This window comes from Sphaerisporangium rubeum (assembly GCF_014207705.1).
Classification (GTDB): Bacteria; Actinomycetota; Actinomycetes; order Streptosporangiales; family Streptosporangiaceae; genus Sphaerisporangium; species Sphaerisporangium rubeum.
On record NZ_JACHIU010000001.1, the window covers coordinates 1,108,981 to 1,124,190 of the forward strand.

The window sequence follows — 15,210 nt, forward strand, 5'->3', positions numbered from 1 at the left end:
CAACTCTATTCCGGTAGCCGGAGAGTGCTCGTCCATCCGGCATGGTCACGACGCACGTCGGCAGCGCCACGCCGGTCAGGACGGGAAGAGGCAGAACTCGTTTCCCTCGGGGTCGGCCAGGACCACGTGGTCGTCGTAGGTGTCCAGCACCTTGGCCCCGAGACCGGTCAGTCGTTCGACCTCGGTGTTCAGGTCCTCGCTCACCAGGTCGAGGTGGAAGCGGTTCTTGGCGGTCTTCGGCTCGGGGACGAGCACGAAGAAGAACCGCGGCCAGACGCCGGGGGCGGCCTCGACCTTCACGGTCGGGTCGTCCTCGGGGGAGAGGATCCCCTCCGAGCGCAGGCGTTCGAGCTCGGCCTCGTCATAGGGGGCGACGGCGTAGCCGTCCAGGACGGCGGCCCAGAAGCGTGCGGCCGACGCGGGATGGCGGCAGTCAACCACGACGTCCTTGATCCATGCCATGAGGTCTATCGTGCCGGACTCAGAGCTGCCTCATGGCCTTGTCGAGGGCTTCTGCGACCTGTTCCTGTTGGGACGCGGTGAGGTGGGGGTGCATGGGGAGGGAGAGGATCTCGGCGGCGGCGGTTTCCGTTACGGGGAAGTCGCCTGCGGCGTGGCCGAGGGATCTGAAGGCGGGCTGGAGGTGGATGGGGACGGGGTAGTGGATCTGGACGCCTATGCCGGCTTCGCGGAGGGACTGGGCCACGCGGTCGCGTTGGGGGACGCGGATGACGTACAGGTGCCAGACGTGGAGGTTGCCGGGGGCGGGCTGGGGGAGGCGGACGCCTTGGATGCCGGACAGGAGGTCGGCGTAGCGGGTGGCGGCGGTGCGGCGGGACTCGTTCCAGGTGGCGAGGCGCTTCAGTTTGGCGCGGAGGACGACGGCCTGGAGGGTGTCGAGGCGCGAGTTGAAGCCGAGGGTCTCGTGGACGTACTTCTCCTCGCTGCCGTGGCTGGTGAGGAGGCGCACGGCGCGGGCCACGGCGGGGGACGAGGCGAGGACGGCGCCTGCTTCGCCGTAGGCGCCGAGGTTCTTGCCGGGGTAGAAGCTGGTGGCGGCCAGGGACACCGGGGGGCGGCCGTCCTGGGACGAGCCCTGGGACTGGGCCGCGTCCTCGACGACGGCGAGGCCGCGGCGGGTGGCGAGGGTGTGGACGGGGCCCATGGGGGCCTGCTGGCCGTAGAGGTGGACGGGGAGCACGGCCGCGGTTCCGGCGTCGGCGGCGGTCGCGGCGGCGGCCGGGTCGAGCAGGAGATGGTCGTCGTCGCAGTCGGCGAGCACGGGACGCAGGCCCGCGCGGACCACGGCCTCGGCGGTGGCGACGAACGTGTTGGCGGGGAGCACGGCGCCGGCGCCGGGAGGGAGGTCCAAGGCGCGCAGGGCCAGTTCGATGGCGTCGGTGCCGTTGCCGACGCCGACGCAGTGGGGGACGGCGGAGAACGCGGCGAACTCCTGCTCGAAGGCCGCGACGTCCGGGCCCTGGACGAACGCGGTGTCCCGCAGGACACGCGCGAAGCCCTCGGCCACCTCGTCGGCCACTTCGGCGTGGGCGGCGCGCAGATCGACGAATGGGATCATGACAGTGCTCCGTGGTCGACGGTGGCTGGACGGACGTAACGGGCCGGCACTCCGGCCCATACCTGCTCGGAGGGGACGTCGCGGGTCACGACCGATCCCATGCCGACCAGGGAGTAGGAGCCGATGACGCGGGACTCGCGCACCAGGGCCCCCGAGCCGATGTAGGCGCCGGGTTCGACGCGGACGCCGCCGGCGAGGCGCACCCCCGCGGCGAGGGTGGCGAAGTCGGACACCTCGACGTCGTGGGTCAGCGTGACGTGCGGCATCACGCAGACGTGCGCGCCGACGGTGACGGCGGCGGTCAGCACGGTCTGCGCCAGCACGACCGAGCCGGGGCCGATGGACGAGGTGCGGGAGACGGAGGCGCTCGGGTGGACGAGGGCGGCGTAGCGCTCGGGGGGCTGGGCCAGGCGGGTGACGATACGGGGACGGCTGGCGTAGTCGCGGGGGCTGCCGGTGCAGACGACGAGCTGTGCGCCGGGGAAGCCGTCGAGAGCGCCGGTGCCGGCGAGCACCGGCACCCCGTCGATCGTGGTGCCGTGTTTGGCGGGGTCGTCGTCGAGGTGCCCGAGCAGGTCCCAGGTGGGGGACACGTCGTTGATGTCGTGGACGAGTTGCGCGGTCTCCCGCGCGAAGCCGCCGGCGCCGACGATGAGCAGCGGAGTGCGGGTCATGGGGTGTGCTCCTCGGCGGCGGCCGGGGCCATGGCGGGGGCCTGGGGCTCGGTGTTTCGCATTTCGCGCAGGACGCCGCGGCTGCGGTAGCCGTACAGGCCGACGACCAGCAACGTGAACGTGCCGGCGGCGGCGATGACGGCGATGTCGGGGCCGATGAGGCGGGTCGCGAAGTACGCGAAGGCGCCGGTGGCGAGGCCGGCGAGGACCGCGGGCCACAGGCGCAGGGCCAGGGTGCGCAGGTGGATGCCGGCGCGGGCCAGTTGCCACAGGTAGACCGGCAGGATCACAACCGCGGCCACGGCGACGAGCGCGACGGCGGCGCCGCGCAGGCCGTCTACCTGGACGCCGATCCACATGGCGGGGATCAGCACGACGAGCCAGATCGCCTGGACGGCGAGTACGGCACGCGAGCGTTCCAGGACCACGAGGTAGTCGTAGACCAGCTCGAAGAAGATCCGCAGACCGGCGAGCGCGGCCAGCCCGGCGAGGGCCACGGCGGCCGGGGCCCACTGGTCGCCGTACACGAACCGGATGATCGGTGGCGCGGCTCCGCTGAGCAGCAGGCACACCGGCAGGGTCACCCCGACGAGGAGGCCGGCGACCGCGATGTACGCGCGGCTCAGCCTCGGCCGGTCGTGCTGGAGCCTCGCGAACGCGGCCGGCGCGACGGCGCGTACCGGCTGGGAGAAGACCGCGACCGGCCAGCCGGAGAGGTTGACCGCGAGTACGTAGAAACCGAGCGCCGTCGGCCCGAGCACGTGACCGACCACGATCTGGTCGGCGTACCCGACTCCGAACACCAGCAGCGAGGACCCCGCCAGCGGCACCCCGAACCGGATGAGCCGCCTGGCCACGCTCCTGTCGAACCCGAACCGCAGCTTCTCCGGCGAGAAGTACACGATGAGCGCGCCACCGGCCAGAGACCCGCAGACCCGGCCCGCGGCGAGGCTCATGGCCCCCCAGCCGAGCAGCGCCAGCACCAGCGACACGATCGCGCCGAGCCAGCTGTCCACCTGGTCGGCGATCATCTTGCGGCCCTGCATGAAATGCCGCTGCATGAGCGCCGCCGAGGTGGACACCAGCCCGTTGGTGACCACGCTGACCGCCAGCAACCGGACCGGCCCCGTGGCCTCGGGATTCCCCATGGCCTCGGCGAACGCCGGCGCGGCCAGCACGAACACGCCACACAGGAAAACGCTGAACCCCGCCGACAGCGTGGCCACCGTCGGCACGATCGACCGCGGATCGTCCGGCCACCGCACGATCGCCAGGCTCACCCCGAGCTCGTTGATGCTCAACATCGCCAGCAACGCCACCAGCGCCACCGCGAACGTCCCGAACTCGGTCGGCCCCAGCACCCGCGCGAGCGTGATCCCGATCGCGAGCGTCCCGAGCCGCGAAGCCAGCGTGCTGAGAAAACTCCACCCCAGCGCCTTACCGGCACGCCTGCGCAACGACCCGGTGTCGGTCACGCCGGCCTCCTGCTGGGGGAGTGACGGCTCTCCGCCGTAACGCGGCGCCGATTTCGCCGCACGTGGTTCCCGCCGTCGCGGCGCCGGGGGAGGGAGGCACGGAACGGCGGGACGAACGGGGGCGGGCTCGCGTGGGGCGGCGGGACGAATGGGGGCGGGCTGGTGTGGAGTAGCGGGGTCATTTGGGGGTCCTCGCTACGGTGTTGAAGTCGTCGCGGGAGGCGGTGCCGCGGAGGCGGTGGTATTTGCGGCGGAATTTGTGGGACAGGACGCCGGTGGCGGTGGTCAGTGCGTCTGCCGGGGTGGGGCGGGTGGTCATGGCTTCTTGGTAGATGTCGAGTTGGGTTCTGGCGGCTCGGTCGAGGCTGAAGCGGTCGGTCACCAGGCCGCGGCCGTAGTCGCCGAGGCGGTGGCGGAGGCCCGGGTCGGCGATGAGCGTGCGGAGTGCGGACTCCAGGCGTGCGGAGCCTTCCTCGGGGCCGGAGCCCAGGCCGTACCAGCCTTGGGAGAGGAAGGTCTTCTCCGAGTCGGGGGTGAGGAGTTCGAAGTAGCCTCGCTCGCCTTGGACGATCAGCGGTTTGGCGAAGGCCAGGGAGCGGAGCGCGGAGCCACCCATGGCGAGGCAGGCGGTGGCGGCGGCGTAGGCGGGTCTCGGGTCGAGGAGCTGGCCGGTGAGGACGACGGCGCGGCGGCCGGCGGCGGCGTTGGCGGCGGCGGCGCGGGTCTCGACCTCTAGACGTGCGGGGCCGTCGCCGACGATGATCAGGCGGAGGTTCAGCTCGGTGGCGAGGCGGCCGGTCACGTCGATCGCGGTGAGGATGCCTTCGAGTTTGAGCTCCTGGACGAGGCGGCCGACGATCACCAGGTCGAAGGGGCCCTCCTCCAGGTCGAACTCCTCGCGGAACGCGCCGACGGGGTGGCCCGGCGCGTTGGCGGTGACGTCCACGGGGGGTTCGATGAGGTGGACGTGGCGGCGGCCGGGGGTGGCGCGTTCCTGGATCTCGCGCGTGCCGACCACCAGGGGGAGCGAGCCGGGGAGGAACGGCGCCACGTCCATCGACATGACGGTGCAGACGGCCGCGGCGGGGCCGGTGAGGGCCGCGTAGAAGGCTTCGACACCGGGGGGCCACTCGTAGCCGTGGATCACGTCGAGGCGCCGTCGCGCCGCGAGGTCGCGCAGCAGGCGGACGGTCGCGGCGGACGGACGGCGGCGGCCGGGGTCGAGCGGCAGGTGTTCGAGGCCGGCGGCGGTGACGTGCGCGACCATCGGGCCGGGTTCGCCGATCACCGCGACCTCGTGGCCGAGCCGCTGGACGGTGGCGGCCAGCTCGACGGCGTTGAGCTGGCTGCCGCCGACCTCCATCGCGTGGGGGTAGACGAGAATGCGCACGTCACAGCCCCGCGGCGGCGTGCAGCGCGGCGACGACGGTGTCCTGCTCTTCCTCGGTCATCTGGTGGAACAGCGGCAGGATCAGCGAGTTGGCGGTCAGCCACTCGGTGGCCGGCAGATCGTACGGCCCATCGGAGGCGTACGCGGGTTCCAGGTGCGCCGCCATGATCCCCCGCCGCGCCGACACCCCGCGTCCGGCGAGGAACGTCAGCAGGTCCCCACGGCTCATGGGGAAGTCCTCGGGAAGCGCCACCCAGAACGACTGGTAGTTGCCCTCGCCGTACCCGGGGTCGCGCACCGTGACCAGGCCGGGGACGCCGGCCAGCATCTCCTGGTAGCGCGCCGCGAGGGCCCGCCGCCGCTCCACCATGGCAGGCAGCTTGCCGAGCTGCACCAGTCCCACCGCGGCCTGCATGTCGGTCATCCGGTAGTTGAACCCGACCTCGGTGTACTCCTCAGGCGCGCTGGACCCGCTGGAGTGCCGGTCGGCGGCGCTGACGCTCATGGCGTGCTCACGCAGCCGCCGCGCACGCGCGGCCCACTCGGCGTTCCCGGTGGTCAGCATGCCGCCTTCGCCGGTGGTGAGCAGCTTGCGCGGGTGGAACGACCACGCCGCCATCGGCGCGTCCGCACCGACGGGCCGTCCCTTGTAGGTGGACCCGGCGGCGCACGCGGCGTCCTCGACGAGCAGCAGCTCGCCGTGCGCGGCGCGGATCTCGTCCACGTCGGCCGGCACGCCACCCTGGTGGACGACGATCACGGCCCGGGTGCGCGGCGACCGCGCGGCCTCGACGGTCTTGGCGGTGAGGTTGCCGGTCGCGGGGTCGATGTCGGCGAACACCGGGGTCGCGCCGACGTACCGCACGACGTTGGCGGTCGCGATGAACGACAACGACGGCACGATCACCTCGTCACCGGGCCCGAGGCCGCCGAGCACGAGCGCCAGGTGCAGCGCCGTGGTGCACGAGGACGCCGCCACACCGTGCGCCGCCCCCACGTGCTCGGCGAACGCGCGCTCGAACTCGGCGACCTTCGGCCCCTGCGCGACCCAGCCGGACGCGATGACCTCGCCTGCCGCCGCCTGCTCCTGCGGGCCGAACCACGGCCGCATCACCGGGATCATCGCCCGGCCACCTCCCTGATCTCCATGCCGAGCAGGTCCGCCAGCAGGCGCACCCGTTGGTGCCAGTCGTGCCGCGCCGCGAACTCCCGCCGCCTCCGGACCAGCGCGGGGGTCCGCGGCACGCTCAGCTCCGCCGCGACGGCCGCGGCGAACTCCTTGGGGCTCCGCGCGACCGGGATCAGCGGCCCGGCGGCGAGCCACGCGGTGGCGGGAAGGTCGGTGGAGACCACTCCGCGTCCGGCCGCGAGGTACTCCAGGGTCTTCAGCGGGAAGCTGGCCCGGTTGAACGCGGTCGCGGTGTACGGCGTCAGCCCGACGTCCATGACCCGTAGGTACGACGGCAGCTCCTCGTACGCCTTGCGTCCCACCCAGTGCACGTTGGGACGTTCCACCAGCCGCGGCCACCGCGACGGCTCGTACCCGGCGGACACCGGCCCGACCAGCACCAGCGGGGTGTCGTTGTCGGCGACGGCTTCGAGCAGCGCGATGTCGATGCGCGCGTTGACGTGCCCCACGAACCCGGCGACCGGCTGATCGGCGAGTTCCGCCGGCAGATCGTCCGGCAGGGGAGCGTCCTCGATGCCGGCGTACGCCGACACGTCGCACCCGTTCGGCACGAGCGTCGCGGTCCTGCCGAGCCGGCTCACCCGGTCGGCGAGGTCGGGTGAGACCACGGCGACGGCGCCGGCGCGGGCCGTCATGCGCCGCTCGACGGCGGCGAGCCTGGCCGCCGGCATGCGGATCAGCGAGGCCCCGGCCACCAGGTCGTCGGTGACGTACCGCACGGTGCGCGCGCCGCGTGCCACGCCGATCAGGTCCATGGACCCGGCGACCACGACCGCCGTGACGGCACGGCCGAGCCGCCGTGCGGCGCCGCGCACGGCGCGCCGGCTCAGCGCCGCGGTGAGCCGGTCCACGCCGGGACGGTACGCGGCCGGCGGCGCGGCGGGGCTGAGCCGCCACAGGCCCGGCCGGACCGCACGCAGCACGTGACCCGCCTCGCCGGTCTCCGGGTCACGCAGCCCCGAGGTGACCGGACGCGGCGGGTCGACGTACAGCACGTCGGTGAACCCGGCGAGCCGGTCCGCCATGTGGCGGTCGGTGCCGCTGACCCCGTCGTAGCGTGTGCCGCCGGCGTAGACCAGCAACCCGCTCACTGGCCGGCCGCGCGCTCGGACCGCCACCAGTCCACCAGCCGGCGCAGGCCCTCCTCCAGTCCGATCTCGGCCTTCCAGCCGAGCCCTTCGGCCGCCGCGGACACGTCGGCGAGCCGCCGCGTGACGCCGTTGACGGCGCGGGCCGGCCCGAACTCGAGCCCGAGGTCCTCACGGCCCATGACGCGCATCAGCGTCTCGGCCAGCTCACGCAGGCTCGTCTCGGTGGAGCTCGCGATGTTGAACACCCGGTCGGTGACCCCGGAGGCGGCCGCGAGCAGGTTGGCGCGCGCGATGTCCTCGGTGTACACGAAGTCCATGGTCTGCAGCCCGTCGCCGAGGATCAGCGGCGGCGTGCCGGACTCGATGCGCTCCATCCACCGGATCAGCACCTCGGTGTACAGCCCGTGGATGTCCATGCGCGGCCCGTACACGTTGAAGTACCGCAGCGCCACGTAGTCGAGTCCCCGCATGGCGTGGAAGCTGCGCAGCAGCCCCTCGTTGAACGTCTTGGCGGCGCCGTACAGCGTGTCGTTGTCGTACGGGTGGTGGTCCTCGCGGGTGGGGAACGTCTCGGCCAGGCCGTACACCGACGCCGACGACGCCGCGACGACCTTGCGGACCCCCGCCTCGGCGGCGGCCTCGACGACCTCGTAGGTGCCGTCCACCAGCACCTGGAGCGCCAGCCGCGGCTCCTCGGCGCACTGGGTGATCCGGATGGCGGCCTGGTGGAACACGATGTCCATGCCCCGGGTGACCGACCTGACCAGCGAGGTGTCGCGGATGTCGCCCTCCACGACCCGGAGCCGTCCACCCGAGGCCTCGGCGGCGGCGAGGTTGGCCCGCCGGCCCCGGACGAAGTTGTCCAGGACGACGACCTCACCCGCGCCGGCGGCGAGCAACTGGTCGACGATCGTCGAGCCGATGGTGCCCGCGCCGCCGGTCACCAGGCAGCGGCTGTTGTCAAACATCGAAAATGTCCCCCAGGTCGATTCTTCTGCCGTCATTGTGGATGCTCCGCCCCGCCGCTTCCAGCAGAGCGAGCACCCGCAGTCCTGATCTTCCGTCGGTCAGCGGCGCGCGGCCCTCGGTGATGGCCGCGGCGAACTCGCCCATCACGCCGCGCAGCGCCTCACGCTCCGGCAGGGCCGGGACGACGACGTCACCGGTCCGGTAGGAGATGAGCGCCGCGCGGCGCTCGTCGGCCCCCGCGGACGCCAGGTCGACGCCGCGGTCGTACACGGCGAGACGCTGCGCGGGGTTCACGTCGTCCCACACGATCGTGCGGCGGGAACCGCCGATCACGGTCGTGCGGATCTTGGTGGGGCTGAGCCAGTTGACGTGCACGTGCGCGAGCACGCCGGAGCGCAGCCACAGCGTGAGGTACGCCAGGCACGGCCGTCCCGCGCCGATCGGGTCGGCGGCGTGCGCCGCCACCGCCACCGGGTCCAGGCCCCCGGGGAGCACGAAGTCGAGGATCGACAGGTCGTGCGGCGCGAGGTCCCACAGCACGTCCACGTCCGGCTGCACCAGCCCGAGGTTGATGCGCACCGAGTCGACGAACTGCACGTCGCCGAGTTCCCCGGTGGAGATCAGGTCGCGGATCCTGCGGACCACCGGGGTGTAGCAGAAGGTGTGGTCCAGCATGAGGACCCGGCCGCGCTCCTCGGCGAGCGCGACCAGCTTGACCCCTTCCGCGTGGGTCGGGGTCAGCGGCTTCTCCACCAGGACGTGCTTGCCGGCGTCCAGAGCGGCGCGGACCAGGTCGAAATGGGTCCGCGCCGGGGTGGCGATGGCGACCGCGTCCACCGCCGGGTCCTGGAGCACCTGCTCGTACGAGGCGGTCGGCCTCACCGTCGTGTACCGTCCGAGCACCGTACGGGCCCGTCCCTCGTCGAGGTCGCACAGCCACTCCAGCCGCAGCTCGGGGGTGGCCATGGCGTTCCGCACCAGGTTGGGCCCCCAGTAGCCCGCGCCGATCACGGCAAGGCCGATCGTCACGTGGCACTCCTTTCGTTCGGTCAGGCGATCGAGTCGCTCACGGTCACGGGATCAGTCGGACGGGGTGAACAGGACGTCCACCCAGTAGTTGGCGCCGTTGAAGCTGGCGGTCGGGAAGCCGGACGACGTCCCGTACCGGTAGACGCCGTTGACGCCGCCGGCCCCGCCGTTGGCGAGTGCGTGCAGAGGGGAGTTGTCCACGGGACCGGCGTTGAAGTAGCCGCCGTCTCCCGCGTAGTGGCCGTTCGGCGCGTGGTAGGACGCCACGTACACCTGACCGGCGGTGACGCTCACGGGGCTCGCGAACGTCAGGGTCTGCCAGCCGGACGCCGACTCGTTCTCGAACGTGCCGGTGGCCAGCAGGGTGCCGGTGGCGCTCCACAGGTTCCCTGTGTGCGAGCCGGTGTTGCCGCTGCCCTTGTAGAACCGGACGCCGGTGACAGATCCATCCATCTCGGCGGTGAACTTGACGCCGACCTCCACCGCGTCGGAGTCGTTGATCGACGGGTTGGTGGGTGTGGCGTTGCTGGCCCAGATGGAGCAGGGGCAGCTCGCCGGGCCGCCGGTGGTGAACGACCAGGACGTGGTGGTCATGGCGTTGTCGGCGTCGTCGAGCGCACCGCTGACCGTGACCGTGTAGGTCGTGGCCTGCGCCAGCGCCGCGTCCGGCGTGAAGGTCAGCAGGGTGCGGGCCTCGTTGAGCGACGCGGTGCCGGCGACCGTGTGGTTGGCGGCGTCCTTCAGCACGATGGACGCGGTCCCTGTCTTGATGGGCTCGCTGAACGTCGCGGTGACGGCCGTGCCGGTCGCCACGCCGGTGCCTCCGTGGTCGGGGGACTTGAGCGTGACGTACGGGGCCGTCGTGTCGGCCAGCCTCGTGAAGATCACGTCGACGCCGTAGTCGGTGGCGGCCCACGAGCCGTTCGGGAACGAATGCGCGCCGTACTTGTAGACGCCGTTGCCGCCGCTCTGGCCGCTGGCCAGCGCGCGCAGCGGCCCCGCCGACACGGCCGAGTCGAAGCCGTACGACGTCGCCGAGTACTTGCCGTTCGGTGCGTGGTAGGACGCGACGTACGTGGTGTTCCGCGTCACCGGCACCGGCGAGGAGAAGTAGACCTCCTGCCAGCCCTGCGTGGACTCGTCGGTGAAGGTCGCCGTGGCGAGCTCACCGCCGGCCCCGGTCCACAGGGTGCCGGTGTGGGTGCCGGTGTTGCCGGGGCCCTTGTAGAACCGCACACCCTCGATGAAGCCGTCCACGTCGGTCTGGAACTTGAAGCCGACCTCGACGGCGGCGCCGTCGTTGACGGTCTGCACGTCGGGGACGGTGACGTCGGGCCGCACCGTGCAGGGGCACACCCCGGCCGTCCACGTCTTCGCCGTGACGAACGAGAACGTGTGCGGCGTGGTCATCGTGTTGTTCGCGTCGTCCTTGGCGCCGGACACCGACACGCTGAACCGCTCACCGGGGGCGAGCGGGGCCGCCGGGGTGAACGTCAGCGTGGTACGGGCCGGGTTGAGCGCCGCGGTGCCGGCGACCGACGCGTTGGTGGAGTCCTTCAGCGTGAACGTCGCGGTGCCGGTCTGCACCGGCTCGCCGAAGGTCACCGCCGGCTGCACCGTGGTCGGCACGCTGGACGCGCCGGCCACCGGGGCCGCCGACGTCACGGCCGGCGGGTAGATGTCGTTGATCGAGAACACGACGTCCACGTAGTAGTTGCCGCCGTTGTAGGTCTGGTTGGGGAACCCCGCCCCGACCCGGTAGACGCCGTTACCCGCTCCGTCGACGGCCTTCGGCGCCGTGAGCGGCGGGTTCACCAGTGCCTGGTAGCGGAAATAGTTGCCGTCGGCGGCGTAGTGGCCGTTCGGCGCGTAGTACGAGGCGATGTACTGCGTGCCGGCGGAGACGTACACCGGCGAGGCGAAGTTGAGCGTCTGCCATCCGGTGGAGGTCTCGCCGCCGAAGGTGCCGGTGGCGAGCTGCGTGCCGGTGGCCGACCACAGCGAGCCGGTGTGGGTGCCGGTGTTGCCGGAGCCCTTGTAGAACTTCACGCCGGTCAGGTAGCCGTTGACCGACGGGGTGAAGCGCACGCCGAGCTCAAGCGCCGTGCCGTCGTTCTCGGCCGGGTTGTTCGGCACGGTGGACGGCGGGAACAGGCTGCAGGGGCACTCGACGGTGACGTTGCGTGTCGCCTCGGCCCCGACGTTGCCGCTGTCGTCGGACGCGCGCACCTTGATCGTGGTCGCGCCGACGCCGGTGACCTTCCACGAGTACGTCCAGCTCGTGCGGCCGGTGGCGGGGTGCCACGTGGCGCCGTTGTCGGTGGAGACCTCGACCGCGCCGACCTGGCCGCCGAGGTCAAGCGCCGTGCCGCTGATCGTCACGGTGGAGCCGTTGGACACGGTCGCGCCGGACACCGGTGCCACGATCGTGGCGGACGGGGCGGTGGTGTCGGTCGACTTGCTCGCGAGGCCGAGCGGCGAGACCAGGGACTTCGGCTGCACCCCCATGTCGGCGAGCAGGTTGACCGTGGCCTGCCTGATCCGCTGGTCGGCGTAGGTGTTGGAGTCGTAGCTGTCGTGCTCGTCGTCCAGGCCCCAGCTCCACTGCACGGTGCCGGCGCCGAACACCAGAGCGCCGCTCGGCGCGCGGTACAGCGTCATGCGGTGGGTGGCGCTGCGCTCGGCGACGTTGGTGCCGAGGTCGATCAGCACCTGCTCGGCCGTCGCGGTGGTCGTGGACAGCCGCACCAGGCCCTTCGGCCGGAAGCCGTTGTCGACGTCCTCGTCCCACTCGTAGCCCACCAGGCCCGGGAAGCTCACCGACCCGGTGATCTGGCTCGCGACCGTCGTGTTGCGCCAGAAGCGCATCTTGCCGTCCGCCACCGGGACGGTCAGCGGGATGGCCTGGCAGCCGTTGGCCGAGGTGGTGCAGTTGACGGTGAACAGCGTGCCGGTGAGGCCGTTCTCCGGCCTGCCGCCGTCGGCGGGGGGGCTGAAGCGGTAGTCGCGCCAGGTGCCGGTCCACACGTTCGGCGTGGGGTCGATCTTGGCGTTGGCGTTGGTCTCCTTGTAGGACACCAGCGTGCGGTAGCCGTTCTCCCAGCGGGTCTTCCAGTAGACCTCGTTGCCGCTGAAGAACGCGAGGTTCACCCCGGCGTCCCTGGCCGCCTCGAACGCGGCGCGTTCCTCACCCGACCAGTACTCGTCGTGGCCGACCGACAGCAGCGCCTTGTGGCCGAGCAGCGAGGACGGCGACCGCGCGGCGTCCAGCGACGACTGGTAGGTGACGTTGTAGCCGTTGGCCTCCAGCCAGCGGACCATGGGGTACTCGTTGGAGAACACGAAGTCGCGGCCCCACGGCGTGGACTCGCGCGTGTTGAACGGCCGGTTGTAGCTGACCTTCACGGCCCGGCCGGGAGCGGCCACGCTGTCGCCGCGGTACAGGCTGTTGAGCGCCTTGTTGGGGTTGTTCTCCGTGGCGGGGATGTCACCCCAGGAGTTGTACGCCTGCCAGGTGCTGTCGGAGGTGCGGAAGAGCACGTCGGAGGTGGTGGCGGCGTCGTCGCGGACGACGAAGACCACGTGGGTGTCGTCGTTGGTGTCGGGACGCACCACGTGAGCGAAGTAGATACCCGAGACCGCCGTGGTGGGAACGGTCCAGCTCGCGACGGTGCCCCAGTTGCAGGACACCTCGCCGGTGGTGGTGTTCTCGGGGCAGCTCGGCTGCGAACGGGAGACCGAGGTGGTGGCCGGCACGGTGATGACCTTGCGCGCGCCGTTCCCCTGGTAGTAGCCCATCCGGTAGATATCGACCTGCAACGACAGCGCGCTGGACCGGATCTTGAAGTTCACGGTCTGGCCGAGGTTGACACTCATCTGGTCGGCGTAGCCCTCGACCGTGCCGTGGGGGTTGGTGTCCCACTCGCTCGGCGGGTTGCCTTCCAGGGTGTTCTCACAAGTGATCTTGTTACCGCCCGCGTCGCACGGGCCGAGCGCGCTCGCGGGAGCGGCCGGCGTGACCAGTAACGCGGACAAGGTCAACGCTGCCGCGACGATCGCCGACCGCTGTCGGCGCGCGGCACTGCGCGGTTTCATTGGTGCTCCAACGTGATGGAAATGGGTGAGTGATCCCCGGTGGTGCACACGCTGCGGAGCGTGGTCCCGACGAATCGACGCTCGTACTGCGGCGCCGGTTTACCAAGGACATGCAATCGCGACACTTCTGTCACACCCGTAACCATCATGGGGAGGCCCCGGCGACCCGTCAGGTCGCCGGGGCCGTCCCGTGGTGAGCCGCCGGTGAGCGGCGTGCGTCGGCTTTCTCGATCAGGCGGGTTCTCACCCGGCCTTCTCCTTCATCGCGATCACGGACTTCACCAGGCCGCCGAGCCGCTCGTAGTGGATCTGCGACGAGGGGAAGTAGTGCCGCATCTCGGTGATGCTGAGCAGCTCGACCTCCATCACGATGGTGCGGGCCGCCTCACGGTCGGAGGTCGGCGTATGCACCAGCGGCCAGCGCCGCAGCAGCGCCGTGCGGGCCGCGATGGGGAGGTACTGGAAGCCGGGGAACAGGAAGTGCGGCTCCACGGGGAAGTAGCGGTACGGCGTCTGCACCCAGTGCCGATCGGCCAGTTCGTGCACCGCGTCGGCGAAGAGCTGCCTGCGCAGGTGGCCGCCGACGTGCTCGATCACCGCGTTGGAGAACACCAGGTCGTACCCCTCGGCCCTGATCTCGCGCGGCAGGTCGCACGCGTCGGCGACGTCGGCGCGCACCCAGTCCGGCAGGTCGGTCGGCGGCTTCTCCAGGTTGACGACGCGCACGCGAGCCGGACGCACCGGCGCGCGCAGCCAGGCGCTCACCGTGCCGCCGAGGTCGATGACCGACATCTCCGACAGGTCGGGGAAGCGCTGCGCGAACCAGTGCCAGCGCCGTGCCCTCGCCTTGGCTCCGAGGGAGTCAGGGGCGTCGACGAAGCGACTCCGGAGGGAGTTCAGACGGCTCACGGTCTCTCCTTGACGGCGGGTTCTAGGAAGGAAACGACAGAAGGGGAGCGGTGCGGCGGAGGAGCGGCTCGGCACGTTCCAAACGGAAGACGGCCCAACTATCGCAGACGCCGTGACCGCGTGGACCGGTGCGGGCGATTCGATAGCGCTCCGAGACACGGAGATGTCACCCTTGAGCACGTGAAGCAACTGAGCATCGCGAACGTCTACCTGCACACGCCGGCGCTGCACAGCGACGAGCGTGGAACGTTCTCCGAGTGGTACCGCGCGGACCGCATGGCCGAGGTCGTGGGCCACCCGCTGGACCTCGCACAAGGCAACTGCTCGGTCTCCCGCCGCGGCGTGCTGCGCGGCGTCCACTTCGCCGACGTGCCGCCGGGCCAGGCCAAGTTCGTCACCTGCGTGTCCGGCGCCGTGCTCGACGTCGTGGTGGACATCAGGGTCGGCTCGCCGACCTTCGGCCGGTGGGAGGCGGTCGAGCTCGACGACCGCACCCGGTGCGGCCTGTACGTCGGGGAGGGCCTCGGCCACGCGTTCATGGCGCTCTCCGAGGAGGCCACCGTCGTCTACGCCTGCTCGCAGGCGTACGCGCCGCGCCGCGAGCACGGCATCCACCCGCTGGACCCCGCGCTCGGCATCGCCTGGCCCTCGGACGTCAAGCCGCTGCTGTCCCCCAAGGACGCCGTCGCGCCGACCCTGGCCGAGGCGCGCGAGAAGGGCCTGCTGCCGCAGTACGACGACTGCCTCGCGTACTACGCCAAGCTGCGGGCCCGCGGCGTTTCCGGCAAACCGGACGCATAACGTGTTTGC

12 protein-coding genes are annotated in these 15,210 nt (G+C 71.5%); 1 reads left to right on the forward strand and 11 read right to left on the reverse strand.

The window, feature by feature from the left end; translation table 11 throughout:
• Positions 1–75: 75 nt before the first annotated feature.
• The 11 genes from BJ992_RS04565 to BJ992_RS32525 all read right to left on the reverse strand — a co-directional run bounded on the left by BJ992_RS04565 (position 76) and on the right by BJ992_RS32525 (position 14,400).
• A complete protein-coding gene (locus tag BJ992_RS04565; RefSeq protein ID WP_184978687.1) occupies positions 76–462 on the reverse strand; it encodes a VOC family protein in 387 nt (128 codons plus the stop codon).
• Positions 463–481: 19 nt separating this feature from the next.
• On the reverse strand, positions 482–1,579 hold the full coding sequence (locus BJ992_RS04570; protein ID WP_184978688.1) for a DegT/DnrJ/EryC1/StrS family aminotransferase: 1,098 nt from the start codon (positions 1,577–1,579) through the stop codon (positions 482–484).
• Positions 1,576–2,253, reverse strand: coding sequence for an acetyltransferase (locus BJ992_RS04575; RefSeq protein WP_184978689.1), 678 nt, complete (start codon positions 2,251–2,253; stop codon positions 1,576–1,578). The genes BJ992_RS04570 and BJ992_RS04575 overlap by 4 nt, the downstream gene beginning before the upstream one ends.
• On the reverse strand, positions 2,250–3,728 hold the full coding sequence (locus tag BJ992_RS04580) for an oligosaccharide flippase family protein (RefSeq protein WP_184978690.1): 1,479 nt from the start codon (positions 3,726–3,728) through the stop codon (positions 2,250–2,252). Before BJ992_RS04580 ends, BJ992_RS04575 begins: the two co-directional genes overlap by 4 nt.
• A gap of 178 nt (positions 3,729–3,906) precedes the next feature.
• A complete protein-coding gene (locus BJ992_RS04585; protein WP_184978691.1) occupies positions 3,907–5,118 on the reverse strand; it encodes a glycosyltransferase in 1,212 nt (403 codons plus the stop codon).
• Position 5,119: 1 nt separating this feature from the next.
• Positions 5,120–6,241, reverse strand: a complete 1,122-nt coding sequence (locus tag BJ992_RS04590; RefSeq protein WP_184978692.1) for a DegT/DnrJ/EryC1/StrS family aminotransferase — start codon at positions 6,239–6,241, stop codon at positions 5,120–5,122.
• The gene (locus BJ992_RS34135; protein ID WP_184978693.1) at positions 6,238–7,425 is read right to left on the reverse strand and encodes a glycosyltransferase; all 1,188 of its coding nucleotides are present in this window, start codon (positions 7,423–7,425) and stop codon (positions 6,238–6,240) included. Before BJ992_RS34135 ends, BJ992_RS04590 begins: the two co-directional genes overlap by 4 nt.
• Positions 7,395–8,366: an NAD-dependent epimerase/dehydratase family protein gene (locus BJ992_RS04600; protein ID WP_184978694.1), complete on the reverse strand. Its 972-nt coding sequence runs from the start codon at positions 8,364–8,366 to the stop codon at positions 7,395–7,397. The genes BJ992_RS34135 and BJ992_RS04600 overlap by 31 nt, the downstream gene beginning before the upstream one ends.
• Positions 8,359–9,396: a Gfo/Idh/MocA family oxidoreductase gene (locus BJ992_RS04605; RefSeq protein WP_221474687.1), complete on the reverse strand. Its 1,038-nt coding sequence runs from the start codon at positions 9,394–9,396 to the stop codon at positions 8,359–8,361. The genes BJ992_RS04600 and BJ992_RS04605 overlap by 8 nt, the downstream gene beginning before the upstream one ends.
• Positions 9,397–9,447: 51 nt before the next feature.
• Positions 9,448–13,491 carry a DUF4082 domain-containing protein gene (locus tag BJ992_RS04610; RefSeq protein WP_221474688.1) on the reverse strand — a complete coding sequence of 1,348 codons (4,044 nt, stop codon included), beginning with the start codon at positions 13,489–13,491 and terminating at the stop codon, positions 9,448–9,450.
• Positions 13,492–13,734: 243 nt separating this feature from the next.
• Positions 13,735–14,400, reverse strand: a complete 666-nt coding sequence (locus BJ992_RS32525) for a class I SAM-dependent methyltransferase (protein ID WP_184978695.1) — start codon at positions 14,398–14,400, stop codon at positions 13,735–13,737.
• Between the two features lie 180 nt (positions 14,401–14,580).
• Between BJ992_RS32525 and rfbC the strand changes: the two genes are divergently transcribed.
• On the forward strand, positions 14,581–15,201 hold the full coding sequence (rfbC, locus tag BJ992_RS32530) for a dTDP-4-dehydrorhamnose 3,5-epimerase (protein ID WP_184978696.1): 621 nt from the start codon (positions 14,581–14,583) through the stop codon (positions 15,199–15,201).
• Positions 15,202–15,210: the final 9 nt, after the last annotated feature.

Bases quoted from the DNA above. Each gene is read 5' to 3' on its own strand.
- BJ992_RS04610 (WP_221474688.1), bottom strand. From the start codon at position 13,491: ATGAAACCGCGCAGTGCCGCGCGCCGACAGCGGTCGGCGATCGTCGCG.
- BJ992_RS04575 (WP_184978689.1), bottom strand. From the start codon at position 2,253: ATGACCCGCACTCCGCTGCTCATCGTCGGCGCCGGCGGCTTCGCGCGG.
- BJ992_RS04570 (WP_184978688.1), bottom strand. From the start codon at position 1,579: ATGATCCCATTCGTCGATCTGCGCGCCGCCCACGCCGAAGTGGCCGAC.
- BJ992_RS04590 (WP_184978692.1), bottom strand. From the start codon at position 6,241: ATGATCCCGGTGATGCGGCCGTGGTTCGGCCCGCAGGAGCAGGCGGCG.
- BJ992_RS04565 (WP_184978687.1), bottom strand. From the start codon at position 462: ATGGCATGGATCAAGGACGTCGTGGTTGACTGCCGCCATCCCGCGTCG.
- BJ992_RS04600 (WP_184978694.1), bottom strand. From the start codon at position 8,366: ATGTTTGACAACAGCCGCTGCCTGGTGACCGGCGGCGCGGGCACCATC.